This is a genomic window from Bradyrhizobium sp., from assembly GCF_030654605.1.
Classification (GTDB): Bacteria; Pseudomonadota; Alphaproteobacteria; order Rhizobiales; family Xanthobacteraceae; genus Bradyrhizobium.
Map to the genome: position 1 here is coordinate 50,034 of NZ_JAURXB010000258.1, position 18,199 is coordinate 68,232.

Sequence of the window (18,199 nt, forward strand, 5' to 3'; positions counted from 1 at the left end):
TACCATGCAAGATCTTACCATGAGAGATCGAGGTGACCATTATAGACCACGCGATGTTCGCCCTCGGCCGGGATCACCTCGCCGAGCAGCGCCACGCCCTCGCCGGCTTCGGTGAGAATGGCGGTGACTTCCTCTGTCGCGTCGGGCCTGACGATGGCGATCATGCCGATGCCGCAGTTGAAGGTGCGCAGCAGTTCGAGTTCGGCGATGCCGCCCTGCTGCGCCAGCCACTTGAACACCGGCAGCACCGGCAGGCGCGCCAGATCGATGCCGACACCGAGATGTTTCGGCAGCACGCGGGGAATATTGTCGGTGAAGCCGCCGCCGGTGATGTGGGCGAGGCCCTTGACCGCGCCGGTTTCGCGAATCGCGCGCAGGCAGGACCGGACATAGAGCCGGGTCGGCGTCAGCAGCGCGCCGCCCAGCGTCATGACCGGCGAAAACGGCGCCTGCGCCTCGAATCCGAGGCCCGACAGCTCGACGATCTTGCGGACCAGGGAAAACCCGTTGGAATGCACCCCCGACGAGGCGAGCCCGATCACGGCGTCGCCGGCCGCGATATCGCCCCGCGGCAGCAGCGTGCCCCGTTCGGCGGCACCGACTGCAAAACCGGCCAGATCGTAGTCGCCATCCTTGTAGAGCCCCGGCATTTCCGCGGTCTCGCCGCCGATCAGGGCGCAGCCGGACTCCCGGCAACCTTCGGCGATGCCGGCCACGATCGAAGCGGTGGCCTCGGGGTCGAGCTTGCCGCAGGCGAAATAGTCGAGAAAGAACAGCGGTTCGGCGCCCTGGACCACGAGGTCGTTGACCGACATCGCCACCAGATCGACGCCGATACCGCCATGCAGGCCGGTCTCGATGGCGATTTTGACCTTGGTGCCGACGCCGTCAGTGGCGGCCACCAGGACCGGATCCTTGAAGCCCGCGGCCTTGAGATCGAACAAGCCGCCGAACCCGCCGATTTCGGCGTCGGCGCCCGCCCTGGCGGTGGCGCGAACCATCGGCTTGATCAGATCGACCAGGCGATTGCCCGCATCGATGTCGACGCCCGAATCCGCGTAAGTGAGCCCGTTTTTGCGGTCGATCATGGCCTAATCCAGATGAAGGCGGCTGGTTACGTCGGATTCCGTCATCGTGCAATGGCTCGCAAGCGGCCTCCGGGTGTACTATGTAGACAGCAACCGGTCTGGGCTGCCAAGGGCTGGATCATTTGCGAAATCAGGCCGGTAGCCGGGAAGCGACCGAGTTGAGTATTCCGAACATCATTACGCTGGGCCGCATCCTCCTGGTGCCGGTCATCGTCTGGGCGATTGCGTCGAACCAGATGGCGATCGCCTTTGCGATCTTCATCGTTGCGGGCGTCAGCGACGCCATCGATGGTTTCCTGGCCAAGCGCTTCAACATGGCGAGCGAACTCGGCGCCCTGCTCGATCCGCTGGCCGACAAGGCCCTGCTGGTCTCGATCTACATCGCGCTTGGAACCTGGGGCGCGGTACCGGGCTGGATCGTCATCCTCGTGGTCTCGCGCGATATCATGATCGTCGCCGCCGTGATCGTGTCATGGTTGGTCGGCAAGCCGATCCCGATGAAACCGTTGATGGTGTCGAAGCTCAATACGGTGATGCAGGTGGCGTTCGCGGCACTGGTGCTTGGCTCGCTGGGTTTCGGCTTCAATCCGACCCCCTACGATCTGATCCTGATGGGTTTCGTCACGGTCTTTACACTGGTTTCCGTATCGCTCTATCTCGTGGAGTGGGTGCGACACATGAGTACCGTCGAAATAACCTAGAGAGATTTGCGTGGCCGCCCGCGTTCCCCGCCAGCTTGCATTCGCGCTGCCGCACGCCGAGAGCCTGACGCGCGACAATTTTCTCGAAGGTCCGGCCAATGAAGCGGGCCTGGCGCTGATCGACAGCTGGCCGGAATGGCCCAACCGCGTGATGCTGCTGGTGGGCCCGGAGGGCTGCGGCAAGAGCCACCTCGCCGCGATCTGGGCAGAGCAAGCCGGCGCACGCTCGATTTCGGCGCATGCGCTGACCGCGGCCGCCGTCCCCGGCGCGCTGGCGACGGGGGCGCTGGTGGTCGAAGATCTGAGGCCCGGGGATGTCGACGAACGGGCCTTGTTCCACCTGATGAATCTGGCGCGCGAGGAAGAGGCGTTCGTGCTGATCACCGCGCGCGACCCACCGTCGGCATTCGAGGTCGAATTGCGCGATCTGCGCTCGCGTCTGCGCGCGGTTCCGGCGGTGACGTTGCTGCCACCCGACGACCAGCTGTTTCGCGCCTTGATCGTCAAATCCTGCGCGGACCGGCAGCTCACGATCGACGAGACCGTGGTGAGCTATCTCGCCTCCCGGATCGAGCGGTCCTATGCGGCCGTGCGTCAGACTGTCGAACTGCTGGACACCGAAGCCCTGCGGCTGGGCCGCCCGGTGACGCGGGCGCTGGCGGCGGAATTGTTCCGCAACGCCTGATCCCTTGCCTGATCCCTTGCCTGATCCTCTGGACGACTCCTGAGACCCTGCGCCACCTTGACGGCGCCGAGGCTGGGAACATCAATGTCATTGAAACGTCATCGCGATAACACATGCTTTGCCGCGCATTTGCCGGGAATGGCGCAAGCATTGCGCAGGATAGGACCGAACCTTGATTGAATCCGCACAAGCCGTTGTTATTAAAGAGAAAGAGGCTGAGCCCGAAGCCGGGCCGGCAATGGCTTCCAGCCCCGAACGCTTCATCAATCGCGAGCTCTCCTGGCTGAACTTCAACCGCCGGGTCCTGGAGGAATCGGTCAATCCCGGCCATCCCGCGCTGGAGCGGGTGCGATTCCTGTCGATTTCAGCCAATAACCTTGATGAATTCTTCATGGTCCGCGTCGCCGGCATCAAGGCCCAGGTGCGCGAGGGCATCACCGAGCGCAGTCCCGACGGCCTGACCCCGTCCGAGCAGCTGGTCCAGATCAACGAGACGGTTTCCCGGCTGGCGGGCGATCAGCAGGCGATCTGGCGCGACTTGCGCGGCATTCTGGCCGAGGTCGGCATCGTTCTGGTCGACGGTCGCGACGTCACCAAAACAGAGCGGGCCTGGATCGAGGATCATTTCCTCCACAACATTTTCCCGCTGCTGACGCCGCTCGCGATCGACCCGGCGCATCCCTTCCCGTTCATCCCGAGTCTCGGATTTACCGTTGCGCTGCAACTGGCGCGGGTCTCCGACGGCAAGCCGATGAATGCGCTGATCCGCATGCCCGGCAAGATCGATCGCTTCATCCGGATGCCCGCGGGCAAGGATGGCGCGATGCGGCTGATCACGCTGGAGCAAGCCACCGGCCTGTTCATCGGCCGGCTGTTTCCCGGCTACACCGTCAAGGGCCAGGGCGCCTTCCGAATCATCCGCGATTCCGAACTCGAAATCGAGGAAGAGGCGGAAGATCTGGTTCGGCTGTTCGAAACCGCGCTGAAACGCCGGCGCCGAGGATCGGTGATCCGGCTCGAGATCGAAGCCAAGATGCCGGAAGAGCTGCGCGCCTTCGTGCAGCGCGCACTCTCCACCGCCGATGACGAGGTCTTGCTGGTCGACGGCGTGCTGGCGATGAACGAGCTGTCGCAACTGACAAGGCTCGACCGGCCCGATCTCGAATTCGCACCCTACGTCCCGCGCCATCCCGAACGCGTGCGCGATCACGGCGGCGACATTTTCGCGGCGATCCGGAAGAAGGACCTCATCGTTCACCACCCTTACGAATCCTTCGACGTCGTCGTCCAGTTCCTGCAGCAGGCGGCCCGCGACCCCGACGTCGTCGCGATCAAGCAGACGCTCTATCGCACCTCGAACAACTCGCCGATCGTGCGGGCGCTGGTGGAGGCTGCAGAGGCCGGAAAAACGGTGACCGCGCTGGTGGAACTCAAGGCGCGGTTCGACGAGGAAGCCAATATCCGCTGGGCGCGCGATCTCGAGCGCGCCGGCGTACAGGTGGTGTACGGATTCATCGAGCTGAAAACCCACGCCAAGCTGTCGCTGGTCGTGCGACGCGAGGGCGGCAGCCTCACCACCTATGTCCACACCGGCACCGGCAACTATCATCCGGTCACCGCCCGCATCTATACGGATCTCTCCTACTTCACGTCCGACCCGATCATCGGGCGTGACGCCGCGCGGGTGTTCAACTACATCACCGGCTATGCGGAGCCGATCGACATCGAAAAGATGGCGGTGTCGCCGCTGACCTTGCGCGAGCGCATGCTCGAACATATCCGCGGCGAGACCAACTTCGCCCGTCACGGCAAGCCGGGAGCCATCTGGCTGAAGATGAATTCGCTGGTCGACCCCGACATCATCGACGCGCTTTATGAAGCGTCGCAGGCCGGCGTCTCGATCGAGCTGATCGTGCGCGGAATTTGCTGCCTGCGGCCCGGCATTCCCGGGTTTTCGGAGAACATCCGCGTCAAGTCGATCATCGGCCGCTTCCTCGAGCATGGCCGAATCTACTGCTTCGGGATGGGACAGGGCCTGCCCAGCGCAAAAGCTACTGTGTATATCTCCTCCGCCGACATGATGCCGCGCAACCTCGATCGCCGTGTCGAGATCCTCTGTCCGCTGCAAAATCCCACGGTGCATCAGCAGGTTCTCGAACAAATCATGGTCGCGAACCTGAAGGATACCGAGCAGAGCTGGCAGTTGTTGCCGGATGGATCGTCAACGCGTATGAAGGCCGCGAAGGGCGAGGAGCCCTTCAATCTGCACGATTACTTCATGACGAATCCGAGTCTGTCTGGCCGTGGAAAGTCTCTCAAGGAATCTTCGCCGCGCCGCCTCACGCGCCGTTCCGAGCGTCATCAGTCGCCCTGAGGGGGCGACGTGGTGAAGCGGCCGCGCAAACGCGCATCCAGCGTCGCGGTCATCGACATCGGCTCGAATTCGGTGCGCCTCGTCGTCTATCAAAAGATGGCGCGCAGCCTGATCACCATATTCAACGAGAAGGCGCTGTGCGGCCTCGGCCGCGAGGTCCAGAGCACCGGGCTGCTGGCGCCGGATGCCGTCGCCAGGGCGCTGACCGCGCTGCGGCGGTTTCGCGCGCTGTGCCGGGTGATGAAGGTCGGCCGCGTCCACGCGATCGCCACCGCTGCCTGCCGCGACGCCAGCAACGGCCCCGACTTCATCGCCAAGGCCGAACGCATCTGCGGCTGTCGGATCGAGATCCTGACCGGTCCCCGCGAGGCTTATCTGTCGGCGCTGGGCGTGGTTTCCGGCATTCACAAGCCGAATGGCATTGTCGGCGATCTCGGCGGCGGTTCGCTGGAACTGATCGACGTGCATGGCAACCGGGTTCGCCGCGGCGTGACGCTGCCGCTCGGCAGCCTGGCGTTGCAGGACGTTTCGCAGAAATCGGTGAAGCGCGCCGAGCGCATCGTCAAAGCAGATCTTGCCGGCGTCGCCCAGCTCAAGGCAGGCAGCGGCCGCACCTTCTATGCGGTCGGCGGAACGTGGCGGGCGCTGGCCCGCATCCACATCATCCAGAGCGGTTATCCGTTGCGGGTCATGCATGGATATTCGGTCCCGGCGGCGGATGCGCTCGATTTCGCGCAGCGGCTGCGCCGCCTGGCGGCGGCCGACATGCTGGCCGATATCGAAGCTATCGCCGACGCCCGCCGGCCGTTGCTGGCCTATGCCGCCCTCGTGCTCGAACACATCATTCACGTCGCCAAACCGAAGACCATCGTATTCTCGACCTTCGGCGTGCGCGAAGGCCTGCTGTACGCGAAGCTGCCGCAAGCCGAGCGCTCCAAGGATGGCTTGATCTGCGCCGCGCAGTCGCTGAACGAACTGCTGTCGCGCTCCACCCGGCACGCCCAGGAACTGATCGGATGGACCGATCGCCTGGTGCGGGTCATCCGGCTGAAGGAAACCGAAGAGGATCGGCGCCTTCGTCATACCGCCTGCCTGTTGTCGGATATTGGTTGGCGGGTGCATCCCGACTATCGCGGCGAGCAGACGCTCAATCTCATTACCAACGGCAATTTCGGCTCGATCAGCCATCAGGGCCGGGCTTTCGTCGCGCTGTCGGTATTCTATCGCTACGCCGGCCTGAGCGAACAGAATGAACCACCCGCGATCATTCAGCAGCTGGTGCCGCCGGCCATGGTCGAGCGCGCGCGGCTGCTCGGCGCAGCCTTTCGCGTCGCCCATCTGATATCGGCGGCACGGCCCGGCGTCTTGCCGCTGACCCACTTCCGAAGCCAGGGCCGCAAGCTGATGCTGGTGTTCGAACACAGGATGGTCGACCTAGTCGCCGATCGCGTCGGCAGCCGGTTCAAGCAACTGGCGCGGCTGGTCGGCCGCGCCGGCTCGATCGTGCGGCGCTAGCGGCCCTAAGCCGCCGTCGCCGAATGCGCCTCGCTTTGCAGCTTGCGCTTCCGCCACATCGCTCCCGCCACCAGAACGATGATGATGCCGATGACCCCGAAGACCACCTCGGCGCCATGACCGTCATTGGCAAAGCGCGGGAACACCCTGAGCGGGGCGAGGAATGAGTCGAGCGCGACGCCGACCGGACCGTTGAAGAACGCCTTCAGATACGGAACGATCGCGGGATCGGTCGCCATGACCTCACCGGCGACCCAGCCCAGCAAGGCTGCGCCCGCCCATACCAAACCAGGCATGCGCGTGAGCAGTGCCATGATCAGCGCGGCACCGGCAACGATCAGGGGAACGCTGATCGCAAGGCCGATCACCAGCAGCGGAATACTGCCATTGGCGGCCGCGGCAACCGCGATGACGTTGTCGAGGCTCATCACGATGTCGGCGATCGCCACGATCCGCACGGCCGCCCACAGATGTGCCGCCGCATCCACGTCGCCCTCGCCCTCGTGTTCGGGTACCAGCAGCTTTGCCGCGATGAAGAGCAGCGCCAACCCGCCGACCAGCTTGAGGAAGGGCAGCGCCATCAACGTCACGACGATTCCCGTGAAGATGATGCGCAGGAAAACGGCGACGCCGGCGCCAAGGACCATGCCCCAGAACCGCTGACGTGACGGCAGCCCGCGGCATGCCATCGCGATGACAAGCGCGTTGTCACCGGACAGCAGGATGTTGATCCACATGATCTTGCCGAGCGCGACCCAAAAGGTCGGCTGCTGCATCTCGACTTGAAACTGGGTTAAGAAGTTCGAGATGATCGCGGGATCGAAGATTTGCATGACCCAGTTCACAGCATATTCCCCCCGGCCTGCGGCCGTTGTGAGCGGCTATTGTCTGCCGTTTCGGTTGTCGATCAACCGACGATTTCGTTGCCCGAGAAGAACTGGGCGATTTCAATCGCTGCGGTCTCGGCGGCATCGGAACCATGCACGGAGTTTTCGCCGATCGACTTCGCATGCAGTTTGCGGATGGTTCCGTCGGCCGCCTTGGAAGGATCGGTCGCGCCCATGACGTCGCGATGCTTCAGCACGGCGCCCTCGCCTTCGAGCACCTGGACCACGACCGGACCGGAAGTCATGAAGTCCACCAGTTCGCCGAAAAACGGACGCGCCTTGTGGACGGCATAGAAGGTTTCGGCCTGTTCGCGCGTCATGCGAATGCGCTTCTGGGCAACGATCCGAAGTCCGGCCTTTTCGATCAGCGCGTTGATCGCGCCCGTCAGGTTGCGCGCGGTCGCGTCGGGCTTGAGAATCGAAAAGGTACGTTCAATCGTCATAGTCTCGTCCTTAAAAAGCGCTGGTGGGAGTTGCGGCGCTTATATCGGCGCCGTCGGGGAACGGCAAGCGACCGGGCGGAATCGGCAAGCAATCAGGCGAAATGTCGCGGGCAGTGCCGGTACCGGCCTCACCCGCTCAACGTGGTCGATATGGCTGGCATGCGGCTATTGGAGCGTCCCCGCTTAACCGCCCGCGCGCCGCCTGTGGCTATGTCGGCTGCTACGTGCGGCGATTGGTCCCGACGTGGTGGGGTCGCCCCGTCGACGGCTGGTAGCCCCCGGTGCCCGATCGTCCCGATCGCACGGCAAACAGCCCTGGCCGGCCCTCTCCCGGAGCGAATTCGGCGTTCCCGAGAGCGGAACCAGCGCTGGCTTTCACACCATTCCGATGTGCGGGACCATGCAATGCACCCCCGGCGGGAAACCATTTCCCGCCCGGTGACTTAGTCCTGCAACACCACAACCGATTACCAAGCTGGATACCCTCATGAACAGCCACACCGACAACAGCGAACAGATCGATCGCAAGACCAGCCGATCGATTTGCAATGCCGTGGGCGAGCGGTTGCAGCAACGCCTCCGCCCGCTGGAATCCGAGCTGCCCTCCCATCTGGCGGATCTGATGAATGAACTGCGCAAACAGGACGCCAGCGGCCGCCAAATGCTGCCGAATTAGGCCCCATTGCGGCATCAGCCGCCGCGCAGCCGCCATTTCGTGCAATTAACGGGTTGCGTTTTGGGACGGCACCGGTGAAAAGCCCGCATGCTTTCAATCACCGATATCTCGGTCCGGATTGCCGGACGGCTTTTGATCGACAACAGCTCGGTTCAAATCGTGCCCGGCGCACGCGTGGGTTTTGTCGGCCGTAATGGCGTCGGCAAATCGACGCTGTTCCATGCGATCCGTGGCGAGCTGCCGACCGAAACCGGTTCCATCTCGATCCCTCCCCGCTGGCGTATCGGCAGCCTCGCGCAGGAAGCGCCCGACGGCCCGGAGAGCTTGATTTCGGTCGTGCTGAAGGCCGACCTGGAGCGCGACGCGCTGCTGGCCGAAGCCGAGACCGCGCACGATCCTTCGCGCATCGCCGATATCCAGACCCGGCTCGTCGACATCGACGCACATTCGGCGCCGGCCCGGGCTGCCGCGATCCTGAGCGGCCTTGGATTTTCCACCGCCGATCAGGCGAGGTCCTGTTCGGAGTTTTCCGGTGGCTGGCGCATGCGCGTCGCCCTTGCGGCGACATTGTTTTCCGCGCCCGATCTGCTGCTGCTGGACGAGCCCACCAACTACCTCGACCTCGAAGGCACGCTGTGGCTGGAGGATCATCTGGCGAACTATCCGCGCACGGTGATCGTCATCAGCCATGACCGCGACCTGCTCGACACCTCGGTCGACCAGATCCTGCACCTCGATCGCACCAAGCTGACGCTCTACAAGGGTACCTACTCGTCGTTCGAGGAGCAGCGCGCCACCCGCGAGATGCTCGACGCCAAGCACGCCAAGCGGCAGATGGACGAGCGCAAGCGCCTGCAGGCCTTCGTCGACCGCTTCAAGGCCAAGGCCTCGAAAGCCCGCCAGGCGCAGTCGCGCGTCAAGATGCTGGAGCGGATGAAGCCGGTCACCGCGCTGGTGACGCAGGACGTCCGCGAAATTTCCTTTCCGGTGCCGGAGAAAATGCTGTCGCCGCCGATCATCGCGGTCGACAACGTCTCGGTCGGCTACGACCCGAAGAAGCCGGTGCTCAATCGCGTGACCCTGCGCATCGACACCGACGACCGCATCGCTTTGCTCGGCTCCAACGGCAACGGCAAGTCGACGCTGGTCAAGCTGTTGGCCAACAAGCTGGTGCCGTTCTCCGGTCACGTCACCCGCGCTGAAAAGCTGTCGGTCGGCTATTTCGCGCAGCACCAGGTCGACGAACTCAATCTCGACGGCTCGCCCTACGATCACGTCCGCAAGCTGATGCCCGACGCCACCGAAACCAAGGTGCGCGGGCGCACCGGCGCGATCGGCTTTTCCGGCAAGGCCGGTGACACCAAGGTGAAAAGCCTGTCGGGCGGCGAAAAAGCGCGGCTGCTGCTCGGACTTGCGACCTTCTTCGGTCCCAACATGATCATTCTCGACGAACCGACCAACCATCTGGACATCGACAGCCGCGCGGCGCTTGCCGAAGCGATCAACGATTATCCCGGCGCCGTCATCATGGTCTCCCATGACCGCTACCTGATCGAAGCCTGCGCCGATCAATTATGGGTGGTCGCCGATCACGCGGTCACGACCTATGACGGCGACCTCGACGACTACCGGCGCATGGTGCTGTCGGCGCGCGGCATGCGCACCAATTCGCGCGACCGCGGCGACAATGAACGCGGCGACGGCCGCGACAAGCCCGCGCGCAACAAGTCCGAGAAGCGCGTCCCGCTGAAGCAGAAGATATCGGATGCCGAGGCCGAGATCGCGCGCATCAACGGCATCATTGCCAAGATCGATACCGCGCTGGCGCTGCCGGATTTGTTCAAGCGCGATCCCAAGCAGGCGGCCCAGCTCGGCAAGGCACGGGCCGGCGCCCAGAGCGCGCTGCAGCGCGCCGAGGAAGAGTGGCTGGCGGCAAGCTCGCAATACGATCAGGCGACGGGCTGAGCCGGTTCGCGGCGTGCGGACCAGCGATCAGGTCGCGGCCGGCTTCTTCTTCGGCTTCACCGTTCGCGGCGGCGGGGCCGGTTCGGCGCCGCGCTCGATCGAGCTCAGGCGTCCGGCGGTGAAGGTGTAAATTCCGGCACGCTGCCCGCGCGAATAATTGACCACCGCCACCCGGTCGCCGCGCGCATTGTTCGAGAGGTTGACGCTATCGGGTGCGCCGATGCCGCGCACGACGTCGCATTCGGTATGGCCGAGCGCCACCGTTCCCCGGGTCGAGGGCGCCGGCGCGCCGGCCGCGCCGTCGGTCAGGGCGTTGGCATCCGAACCCGGAGGCGCCATTCCCGGGCAGCCGCCATCCGCGCTCACCAGATCTTCCGCCGTCACCGGCTTGTCGGGGGTCAAGGGCAAGGTCTCGATCGAAACGTTCCGGATGAACAGCCTGCCGGAACGGGAAAACCATTCCGCGTCTTTCGACAGGAGATCTGAGCCCGACTGGAACGCGCTCGTGCAGCCCGCCATCAGGGGGGCCAGCAGGAGCCACGCCAGCAGGCGTTTGCGATGAAGGTTTTTGTCTCGCACGATTGACCGAATTCCCAACCCTGTCGTCTAAGCGGTTGTCCCACCATCACTTTGCGGCATGAGCGTGACTATGTCCAAGCTCACGGGGCCGACGCCCGCCGAAACCGCAGATTATCATTAATTGCCTTATATCGCTAATTCCGCCGCTGCCACCGGCCCCGCTCGTCGGCCTGCCAGTAGGTGACCTCGAACCCCCGCGACTTGCAGTCGGTCCAGGCCTCCCGCGCAGCGCCGAGCGCGTTGTCGTCGTCGCCATTGAAGACCAGAACCAGGCGGTCGTAGCCCTCGCAATCGGCGGGCAGCGCGGCGTTGTCGATCAGGAACCGGACATTGGCCCGGTTCGGGTTGCCCCCCTCCACCGCCAGCACGATCGGCTGGTCCTCGGCGTCGGCCGCGCGCCAGGTGGCGTGCGGCAGGAACGAATCGTCGCGATAGGTCCAAAGATGGGCGTCGAGCGCGTCCGCGCGCTCTTCCGATGTCGATTGCACCACCACCCGCCAGCCACGCTCCAGCGACTTCTCCAGCAACGGCGGCAGCACGTTCTCGAGCAACATGTCCTGCAGATGGTAGAACAGAACTTCCGTCATCGGATTTTCAGCTGTTTCCTCAGTTATTTCTTGCCTTCGTAATACTCTGCCACCAGCCGCTCCAGCAGACGCACGCCATAGCCCGAGCCCCAGCTGTGATTGATCTCGGACTTCGGCGCACCCATCGCGGTTCCCGCGATATCGAGATGCGCCCACGGCGTGTCGTCGACGAAGCGCTGCAGGAACTGGGCGGCAGTGATCGAACCGCCATTGCGGACGCCGGCGTTCTTCACATCGGCGAATTGCGAATCGATCTGCTTGTCGTATTCGGGGCCTAGCGGCATGCGCCACACCCGTTCCCCGGTCTCGAGCCCCACCCTGGTCAGCCGTTCGGCCAGTTCGTCGTTGTTGGAGAACATGCCGGCATATTCGGTGCCGAGCGCCACCATGATCGCGCCGGTCAGCGTTGCCAGGTCGACCATGAATTTCGGCTTGAACTTCTTCGCCACGTACCAGAGCACGTCGGCCAGAACCAGACGACCTTCTGCGTCGGTATTGATGATTTCGATGGTCTGGCCGGACATCGAGGTCACGATATCGCCGGGGCGTTGCGCATTTCCGTCAGGCATGTTTTCGACGACGCCGATGGCGCCGACCACATTGACCCTGGCCTTTCGCGCGGCCAGCGCATGCATCAGCCCGACCACGCAAGCCGCGCCCCCCATGTCGCCCTTCATGTCCTCCATGCCGGCGGAGCCCTTGATCGAAATGCCGCCGGTATCGAAACAAACGCCCTTGCCGACGAAGGCAACCGGCTGCTCGCCTTTCTTGCCGCCATTCCAGCGCATGATCACGGTGCGGCCCGGCTGCGTCGAGCCCTGGGAAACGCCGAGCAGCGCGCCCATGCCGAGCTTGGTCATGGCCTTGACGTCGAGAATTTCGACATCGACGCCGAGCTTGCGCAGCTGCGCGGCGCGCCGCGCGAATTCCACGGGATAGAGCACGTTCGGCGGCTCGTTGACGAGTTCGCGCGCCATGATGACGCCATCGACAATGTGAGCGCGAGGGGCGAAAGCTTTTCGCGCGGCGGCGACGTCGTCGACCGCGAGCGAAACTTCGGCGCGCACCGCGGCATCCTCGCCGTCCTTCTTCCTGGTCTTGTAGCGATCGAATTTATAGGCTCGCAGCCGCACGCCCGATGCCACCGCGGCGGCCTGGTCGGGCTTCATCGCACCGTCAGGCAATTCCGCCATGATCGTCACCACCGCGTTGCCGCCGAGCAGCTTGCCGGCGGCTGCGCCGCCAAGCTTGAGAAAATCATGGTCCTTGATCGCCGACAACTTGCCGGCGCCAACCACGATCAGCCGGGAGGCTTTAAGACCCTCCGGCGCCAGAATATCGAGCGTCGAGCCGCTCTTGCCCTTGAACTGGTTGGTTTCGGCCGCGCGCTTGACGACATCGGCCGATGTCCCCAGCCCCTTGCGCGTCGCCGCGCCGAATTTCAGCGTATCGTCGCAAAAGACCACCAGAACCCCGCGCGGGGCGGTGGAAAACGGAACGAAGCCGACCTTGACGGCGTCGGACATGGGCAAATCCTCCAAGAATTCAGGGCTGTCGCTGGGTCGGGAACCGGCCGGGCGGTGTTTCGGATGATCTCATCGACTGTGGCTGCACATCCGCGGAAAGCAGGGTCCGGGACACTATGGCCTGCCAGCCGCTGCAATGCCAAGCGCCCCCGTGGCTCATTAGCCACATAGCGCGAATTATTAACCATATGGCAAGGGTGCCATGGCCCAGCCATTTTGTTGACGGATCAAAGGGATGGTAGTGAGAATGTGAGCTGGCAGGACAGCTGCGGCGCGACCAATGGGGATCCCGTAACAGGGATTGGTCGTGAGCCGCGGTTTCGGCTCGTGAGGTGGGATCGTGCGGTAACGATGGGGTCGATCGACAAGTATATTTTCCGAACGACGCTGGCGTCGTTTGCGTTGATTCTGGTGAGCCTGACAGGGGTGATCTGGATTACGCAGGCGTTGCGCGGCATCGACCTGATGACGAGCCAGGGCCAGACCATCGTCACCTTTCTCGGCATCACCAGCCTCGTGATCCCGGCGCTGGTGCTGATCATTGCGCCCATGGCGCTGATGATCGCAATCTCGCACACCCTCAACAAGCTCGCGACCGACTCCGAGATCATCGTGATGAATGCGGCGGGCCTCTCGCCGTTCCGGCTGTTCCTTCCGTTCTTCTATGCCACCTGCGTGGTGTCGGTTCTGGTTGCCTTCATCGCGGCCTATTTGGCGCCCGACGGCATGCGCCGGATCAAGCAGTGGGACGCCGAGATCACCGCCGACGTGCTCACCAACATTCTGCAGCCCGGCCGTTTTGCCTCGCTCGATCGGAACCTGACGATTCGCATTCGGGAGCGTCAGCCCGGCGGCATTCTCGCCGGCATTTTCGTCGATGATCGGCGCGACCCCAAGGAACGCGTCACCATCATTGCCGACCACGGCACGATCCTGCGCAACGAGAGCGGCTCGTATCTGGTACTGGAAGACGGAAATCTCCAGCGTTTCGAGGCCGGCAAGCGCGACCCGGCGCTGGTGGCGTTCGGCCGTTACGCATTCGACATGTCGAAATTCTCCAATAGCGGGCGCGACGTCACGCTGGGCATCCGCGAACGCTACATTTGGGAATTGCTGTGGCCGTCTCACGAGGACCCGATTTACCAGCAATTGCCCGGCCAGTTCCGCGCCGAATTGCACGACCGCTTCATGGCGCCGATCTATCCCTTCGCCTTCGCGGCGTTGACATTCGCGTTCCTGGGAACGCCGCGCACCACGCGGCAGAGCCGCAGTTTTGCGATCGGCGGTTCGATTTTCGCCGTGTTCGGACTGCGCATGGCGGGATTCGCCTGCTCGGTCGTGACGGTGAGGTCGCCACTCGCAGCCCTCGTTCAGTACCTGATGCTGATCGTCGCGATCGGCGGCGGTGTGGCGATGATCCTGACGGGCACCGTGGTCGAACCGCCTGCGGCCCTGATGGAGGCCATTAACCGGAACAACGAACGTATTCTGCGGCTCTTCGGACGACCGGTCGCAGCATGAGCATGATGACCAACACACTCGGGCGCTATTTTGCCAGCCGCTTCCTGATCTCGGCGGTGGGCGCGTTCGCGAGCATCTTCCTGCTGCTGGTGCTGGTCGATTACATCGAAATGGTCCGGAAGACGTCCGGACTGGCTTCGGTTTCCGCCATCATGGTGGCGAAGACGTCCATCTATCGGGTGCCGCAGCTGCTCGAAAAAATGATGCCGTTCTGCGTCCTGATCGGCGCGATGACCTGCTATCTCGCGCTGTCGCGGCGGCTGGAACTGGTGGTGGCGCGCGCCGCCGGCGTTTCCGCCTGGCAGTTCATTTCGCCGGCATTGGCAGGCGCGATTGCGCTCGGGTTCCTGGCAACCGTCGCCTACAATCCGATGTCGGCCAATTTGCGCGAACTATCCAAGCGCATGGAGGCGGAAATGTTCGGATCCGCGTCCGGCGGCGGAATTCAGGACGCATCCGGCTTCTGGCTCAATCAGGTCGCCAGCGACGGCCAGTGGATCATCAACGCCGCCCGCAGCGAGCAGCAGGGCGTCCTGCTCACCGGGCTCACGGTGTTCAAATTCGACAACGACTTCCAGTTCAAGGAACGCATTGAGGCGCGTGAGGCGCGACTCGAGGAAGGCCGCTGGGCGTTCAAATCGGCGCGCCGATTCTCCCTCAACGCCCCCCCGGTTGATCAGGACAGCTTCTTCATTCCGACCAGCCTGACGCCCGCCCAGGTCCGCAACAGTTTTTCCACTCCCGAAACTGTGTCTTTCTGGCAACTACCCGGCTATATCCGGTCCTCGGAAAGCTCGGGATTCGCGACCGCCGGCTACCGGTTGCAGTACCATAAGCTCATTGCACAGCCGTTTTTACTGGCTGCCATGGTCATGTTGGCGGCCTCCGTAAGCCTGCGCTTCTTCCGGATGGGCGGCGTGCAGAAGATGGTTTTGAGTGGCGTGGGAGCAGGCTTTCTGCTCTACGTTCTGTCGAAAGTAACTGAGGATTTGAGCAAGGCTGAGTTGATGCATCCGATCGCTGCGGCGTGGTTGCCTGTGTCTGTGGGCGGCCTCACCGGCTTTTTGGCCTTGCTGTACCAGGAGGACGGGTAGTGGCCGTTGTCGCCGCCCGCCAGGAAAGGTCGTCCGCGTTCCAGCGGCGCACGTTCGTGCGCCGCCACTGGAGTCGGTTGGCCGCAGCCGGCGTCCCGGTTCTGGCGCTGGCCGCCGGGCTGATTCTGGCCGCCGCGCTCGACATCGCGACCACCGCGCCGGCCTACGCGCAGGGCTTCACCTATAATCCGCGCCCGCCCAAGCCGGCGCCGCCCCGACCCGCCAATGACGGGCAGATGCTCGTCCAGGCGGTCGAGGTCAATTACGACTACAACAATCAGCGGGTGTCGGCGGTCGGCAACGTGCAGATGTTCTTCAACGGCACCGGCGTCGAGGCCGACAAGGTCATCTACGATCAGAAGACCAAGCGGCTTCACGCCGAGGGCAACATCCGCATGACCGATGCGGAAGGCAAGATCACCTACGCCAACGTCATGGATCTGAGCGACGACTACCGCGATGGATTCGTCGATTCGCTGCGCGTCGATACCGCCGACGCCACCCGAATGGCGGCGACGCGGATGGACCGCTCCAGCGGCAACTACACCGTTTTCGAGAACGGGGTTTATACTGCCTGCGCACCGTGCAAGGACGATCCGAAGAAGCCGCCGCTGTGGCAGGTCAAGGGCGCGCGCATCATTCACGACCAGACCGAGAAGATGCTGTATTTCGAAAATGCGCAGCTGGAATTCTTCGGCGTTCCGATGGCGTATCTGCCGTATTTTTCGACGCCCGATCCGACCGTGAAGCGCAAGACCGGCTTCCTGATGCCGGGCTTCAGCTCGCTGACGGGCTATGGGTACGGCGTCGAGACGCCGTTCTATTGGGCCATCGCTCCCGACTATGACGCGACTTTCAACCCGCGTTTCACCACCCGGCAGGGCGTGCTGTTCCAGGGCGAATTCCGCCAGCGCCTGATGAACGGATCCTATCAGATCCGCGGCTACGGCATTAACCAGCTCGACCCCGGCGTCTACGCCGGCCAGCCCGGCGACCGCAACTTCCGCGGCGGCGTCGAAACCAAGGGCCAGTTCGCGATCAGCGATAAATGGGTGTGGGGTTGGGACGGCGTCCTGCTCTCCGACTACTACTTCATGACCGACTACCGCCTGGCCCAGTACCGCGATCCCCTGGGCTCGTTCCTGAGCCTGCCGACCGAAGCCATTTCGCAGCTTTACCTGACCGGCGTCGGCGACCGCAGCTTCTTCGACCTGCGCACGATCTATTACCTCAGCTTCTCGGGTAACCAGGACAAGGTCCCCGTCATTCACCCGGTCCTCGATTACTCGAACGTGATCAACAGCCCGATCTTCGGCGGCGAGTTAAGCTACAAGACGAACCTGACCAGCCTGTCGCGGAGCACCGCGGCGTTCGACCCGATCACGACGGTGGCCAACACCCAGGGCCTGTGTCTGAACACGTCGGCCGATCCGCTGGCCCGGATGCCCAACGCCTGCCTGCTCCGCGGCGTACCCGGCACCTACACGCGGGCTACCGTCGAGGCGCAATGGCGGAAGTCGTTCACCGATCCGATCGGCCAGATCTGGACGCCGTTTGCCATCATCCGCGCCGATGCGATCGACGCCTCGATTTCCAACCAGCCGGGCGTTTCGAATTTCCTGCCCGTCGGCGACACCCAGGCACTGCGGGTGATGCCGACCGTCGGCCTCGAATATCGCTACCCCTTCATCAACGTTCAGCCCTGGGGCTCCACCACGATCGAACCGATCGCGCAGATCATCCTTCGTCCCAATGAGACCTATGCCGGCAAGCTGCCCAACGAAGACGCCCAGAGCATGGTGTTCGACGCCAGCAACCTGTTCTCGGTCGACAAGTTCTCCGGCTACGACCGCGTCGAGGGCGGTGGCCGCGCCAATGTCGGCGTCCAGGCGACCACGCAATTCGACCGCGGCGGCTCAGTCAATGTGCTGTTCGGGCAATCCTACCAGCTGTTCGGCCTGAACTCGTACGCGGTCGCTGACGGGACCAATACCGGGCTTGCTTCCGGCCTGCAGGATACGCGATCCGACTATGTCGCTCGCGTCAATTATTCGCCCAACAGAACCTACACCGTCAGCATGCGCACGCGCGTCGACGAGGCCACACTCAATGTCAACCGTTTCGAGGCTGAAGGCCGCGCCAGCTTCGACCGCTGGTCGGTCGGCCTGACGTACGGCAATTACGCGGCGCAACCGGAACTCGGTTACCTGACGCGTCGCGAGGGATTGCTCGGCAGCGGATCGATCAAGGTCGCCGCGAACTGGGTGGTGACGGGAGCCGCCCGGTGGGATCTTGAAGCCAACAAGATCAATCAGTACGTCGTCGGTGCCGGCTACGTCGACGACTGCTTCGTGCTGGCTGCCAACTACGTGACGTCCTACAGCTATTCGGCAGGCACCTTGCCGCCGGTGCTCAGTCACGCGTTCATGTTTCAGATCGGCCTGCGGACGCTTGCCACCACGTCCTCGACGAGCAGCTCCGCCGGTATACAATAGAGCCGGATCCGATGCCGCCGGACCATTGCCGCCATCGCGGATCCAGTTCGAACCGGGTTGATA

15 protein-coding genes are annotated in these 18,199 nt (G+C 63.6%); 9 read left to right on the forward strand and 6 right to left on the reverse strand.

Annotated features, from left to right (window positions below; translation table 11 throughout):
- Nucleotides 1–14: 14 nt before the first annotated feature.
- On the reverse strand, nucleotides 15–1,088 hold the full coding sequence (gene purM, locus Q7U29_RS23310) for a phosphoribosylformylglycinamidine cyclo-ligase (RefSeq protein WP_304745230.1): 1,074 nt from the start codon (nucleotides 1,086–1,088) through the stop codon (nucleotides 15–17).
- Nucleotides 1,089–1,246: 158 nt separating this feature from the next.
- Here purM and Q7U29_RS23315 point away from each other — a divergent pair, with 158 nt between their 5' ends.
- The 4 genes from Q7U29_RS23315 to ppx all read left to right on the forward strand — a co-directional run bounded on the left by Q7U29_RS23315 (nucleotide 1,247) and on the right by ppx (nucleotide 6,363).
- The gene (locus Q7U29_RS23315) at nucleotides 1,247–1,789 is read left to right on the forward strand and encodes a CDP-alcohol phosphatidyltransferase family protein (RefSeq protein WP_304745232.1); all 543 of its coding nucleotides are present in this window, start codon (nucleotides 1,247–1,249) and stop codon (nucleotides 1,787–1,789) included.
- Nucleotides 1,790–1,799: 10 nt separating this feature from the next.
- On the forward strand, nucleotides 1,800–2,474 hold the full coding sequence (locus tag Q7U29_RS23320) for a DnaA ATPase domain-containing protein (protein ID WP_304745234.1): 675 nt from the start codon (nucleotides 1,800–1,802) through the stop codon (nucleotides 2,472–2,474).
- Nucleotides 2,475–2,649: 175 nt separating this feature from the next.
- A complete protein-coding gene (locus tag Q7U29_RS23325) occupies nucleotides 2,650–4,848 on the forward strand; it encodes an RNA degradosome polyphosphate kinase (RefSeq protein ID WP_304745336.1) in 2,199 nt (732 codons plus the stop codon).
- Nucleotides 4,849–4,860: 12 nt separating this feature from the next.
- Complete coding sequence (gene ppx, locus Q7U29_RS23330) at nucleotides 4,861–6,363, forward strand: exopolyphosphatase (RefSeq protein WP_304745236.1); 1,503 nt, start codon at nucleotides 4,861–4,863, stop codon at nucleotides 6,361–6,363.
- A gap of 5 nt (nucleotides 6,364–6,368) precedes the next feature.
- Here ppx and Q7U29_RS23335 read toward each other — a convergent pair whose 3' ends face one another.
- On the reverse strand, nucleotides 6,369–7,208 hold the full coding sequence (locus Q7U29_RS23335) for a TerC family protein (RefSeq protein ID WP_304745238.1): 840 nt from the start codon (nucleotides 7,206–7,208) through the stop codon (nucleotides 6,369–6,371).
- A gap of 62 nt (nucleotides 7,209–7,270) precedes the next feature.
- Nucleotides 7,271–7,693: a nucleoside-diphosphate kinase gene (ndk, locus tag Q7U29_RS23340; protein WP_304745240.1), complete on the reverse strand. Its 423-nt coding sequence runs from the start codon at nucleotides 7,691–7,693 to the stop codon at nucleotides 7,271–7,273.
- A gap of 487 nt (nucleotides 7,694–8,180) precedes the next feature.
- Here ndk and Q7U29_RS23345 point away from each other — a divergent pair, with 487 nt between their 5' ends.
- A complete protein-coding gene (locus Q7U29_RS23345; protein ID WP_304745241.1) occupies nucleotides 8,181–8,369 on the forward strand; it encodes a hypothetical protein in 189 nt (62 codons plus the stop codon).
- A gap of 87 nt (nucleotides 8,370–8,456) precedes the next feature.
- Nucleotides 8,457–10,334: an ABC-F family ATP-binding cassette domain-containing protein gene (locus tag Q7U29_RS23350; protein ID WP_304745243.1), complete on the forward strand. Its 1,878-nt coding sequence runs from the start codon at nucleotides 8,457–8,459 to the stop codon at nucleotides 10,332–10,334.
- Nucleotides 10,335–10,361: 27 nt separating this feature from the next.
- Here Q7U29_RS23350 and Q7U29_RS23355 read toward each other — a convergent pair whose 3' ends face one another.
- The 3 genes from Q7U29_RS23355 to Q7U29_RS23365 form a co-directional block, all read right to left on the reverse strand.
- On the reverse strand, nucleotides 10,362–10,913 hold the full coding sequence (locus Q7U29_RS23355; RefSeq protein WP_370691816.1) for a hypothetical protein: 552 nt from the start codon (nucleotides 10,911–10,913) through the stop codon (nucleotides 10,362–10,364).
- A 134-nt stretch (nucleotides 10,914–11,047) separates the two neighbouring features.
- Nucleotides 11,048–11,500 carry a DNA polymerase III subunit chi gene (locus Q7U29_RS23360; RefSeq protein WP_304745244.1) on the reverse strand — a complete coding sequence of 151 codons (453 nt, stop codon included), beginning with the start codon at nucleotides 11,498–11,500 and terminating at the stop codon, nucleotides 11,048–11,050.
- 23 nt (nucleotides 11,501–11,523) lie between these two features.
- The gene (locus Q7U29_RS23365; protein ID WP_304745246.1) at nucleotides 11,524–13,026 is read right to left on the reverse strand and encodes a leucyl aminopeptidase; all 1,503 of its coding nucleotides are present in this window, start codon (nucleotides 13,024–13,026) and stop codon (nucleotides 11,524–11,526) included.
- 351 nt (nucleotides 13,027–13,377) lie between these two features.
- Here Q7U29_RS23365 and lptF point away from each other — a divergent pair, with 351 nt between their 5' ends.
- Genes lptF through Q7U29_RS23380 form a run of 3 tightly spaced genes read left to right on the forward strand, consistent with a single transcriptional unit; the run spans nucleotide 13,378 to nucleotide 18,136 of the window.
- Nucleotides 13,378–14,547: an LPS export ABC transporter permease LptF gene (gene lptF, locus Q7U29_RS23370; protein ID WP_304745248.1), complete on the forward strand. Its 1,170-nt coding sequence runs from the start codon at nucleotides 13,378–13,380 to the stop codon at nucleotides 14,545–14,547.
- Nucleotides 14,544–15,641 (forward strand): LPS export ABC transporter permease LptG, encoded by a 1,098-nt coding sequence (gene lptG, locus Q7U29_RS23375; RefSeq protein ID WP_304745250.1) that lies wholly within the window; start codon nucleotides 14,544–14,546, stop codon nucleotides 15,639–15,641. Before lptF ends, lptG begins: the two co-directional genes overlap by 4 nt.
- Nucleotides 15,641–18,136 carry an LPS-assembly protein LptD gene (locus Q7U29_RS23380; protein WP_370691817.1) on the forward strand — a complete coding sequence of 832 codons (2,496 nt, stop codon included), beginning with the start codon at nucleotides 15,641–15,643 and terminating at the stop codon, nucleotides 18,134–18,136. Before lptG ends, Q7U29_RS23380 begins: the two co-directional genes overlap by 1 nt.
- Nucleotides 18,137–18,199: the final 63 nt, after the last annotated feature.

Coding starts and splice junctions, on each gene's coding strand:
- purM (WP_304745230.1), bottom strand. CDS start 1,088: ATGATCGACCGCAAAAACGGGCTCACTTACGCGGATTCGGGCGTCGAC.
- Q7U29_RS23365 (WP_304745246.1), bottom strand. CDS start 13,026: ATGTCCGACGCCGTCAAGGTCGGCTTCGTTCCGTTTTCCACCGCCCCG.
- Q7U29_RS23345 (WP_304745241.1), top strand. CDS start 8,181: ATGAACAGCCACACCGACAACAGCGAACAGATCGATCGCAAGACCAGC.
- lptG (WP_304745250.1), top strand. CDS start 14,544: ATGAGCATGATGACCAACACACTCGGGCGCTATTTTGCCAGCCGCTTC.
- lptF (WP_304745248.1), top strand. CDS start 13,378: ATGGGGTCGATCGACAAGTATATTTTCCGAACGACGCTGGCGTCGTTT.
- Q7U29_RS23360 (WP_304745244.1), bottom strand. CDS start 11,500: ATGACGGAAGTTCTGTTCTACCATCTGCAGGACATGTTGCTCGAGAAC.
- Q7U29_RS23350 (WP_304745243.1), top strand. CDS start 8,457: ATGCTTTCAATCACCGATATCTCGGTCCGGATTGCCGGACGGCTTTTG.
- ndk (WP_304745240.1), bottom strand. CDS start 7,693: ATGACGATTGAACGTACCTTTTCGATTCTCAAGCCCGACGCGACCGCG.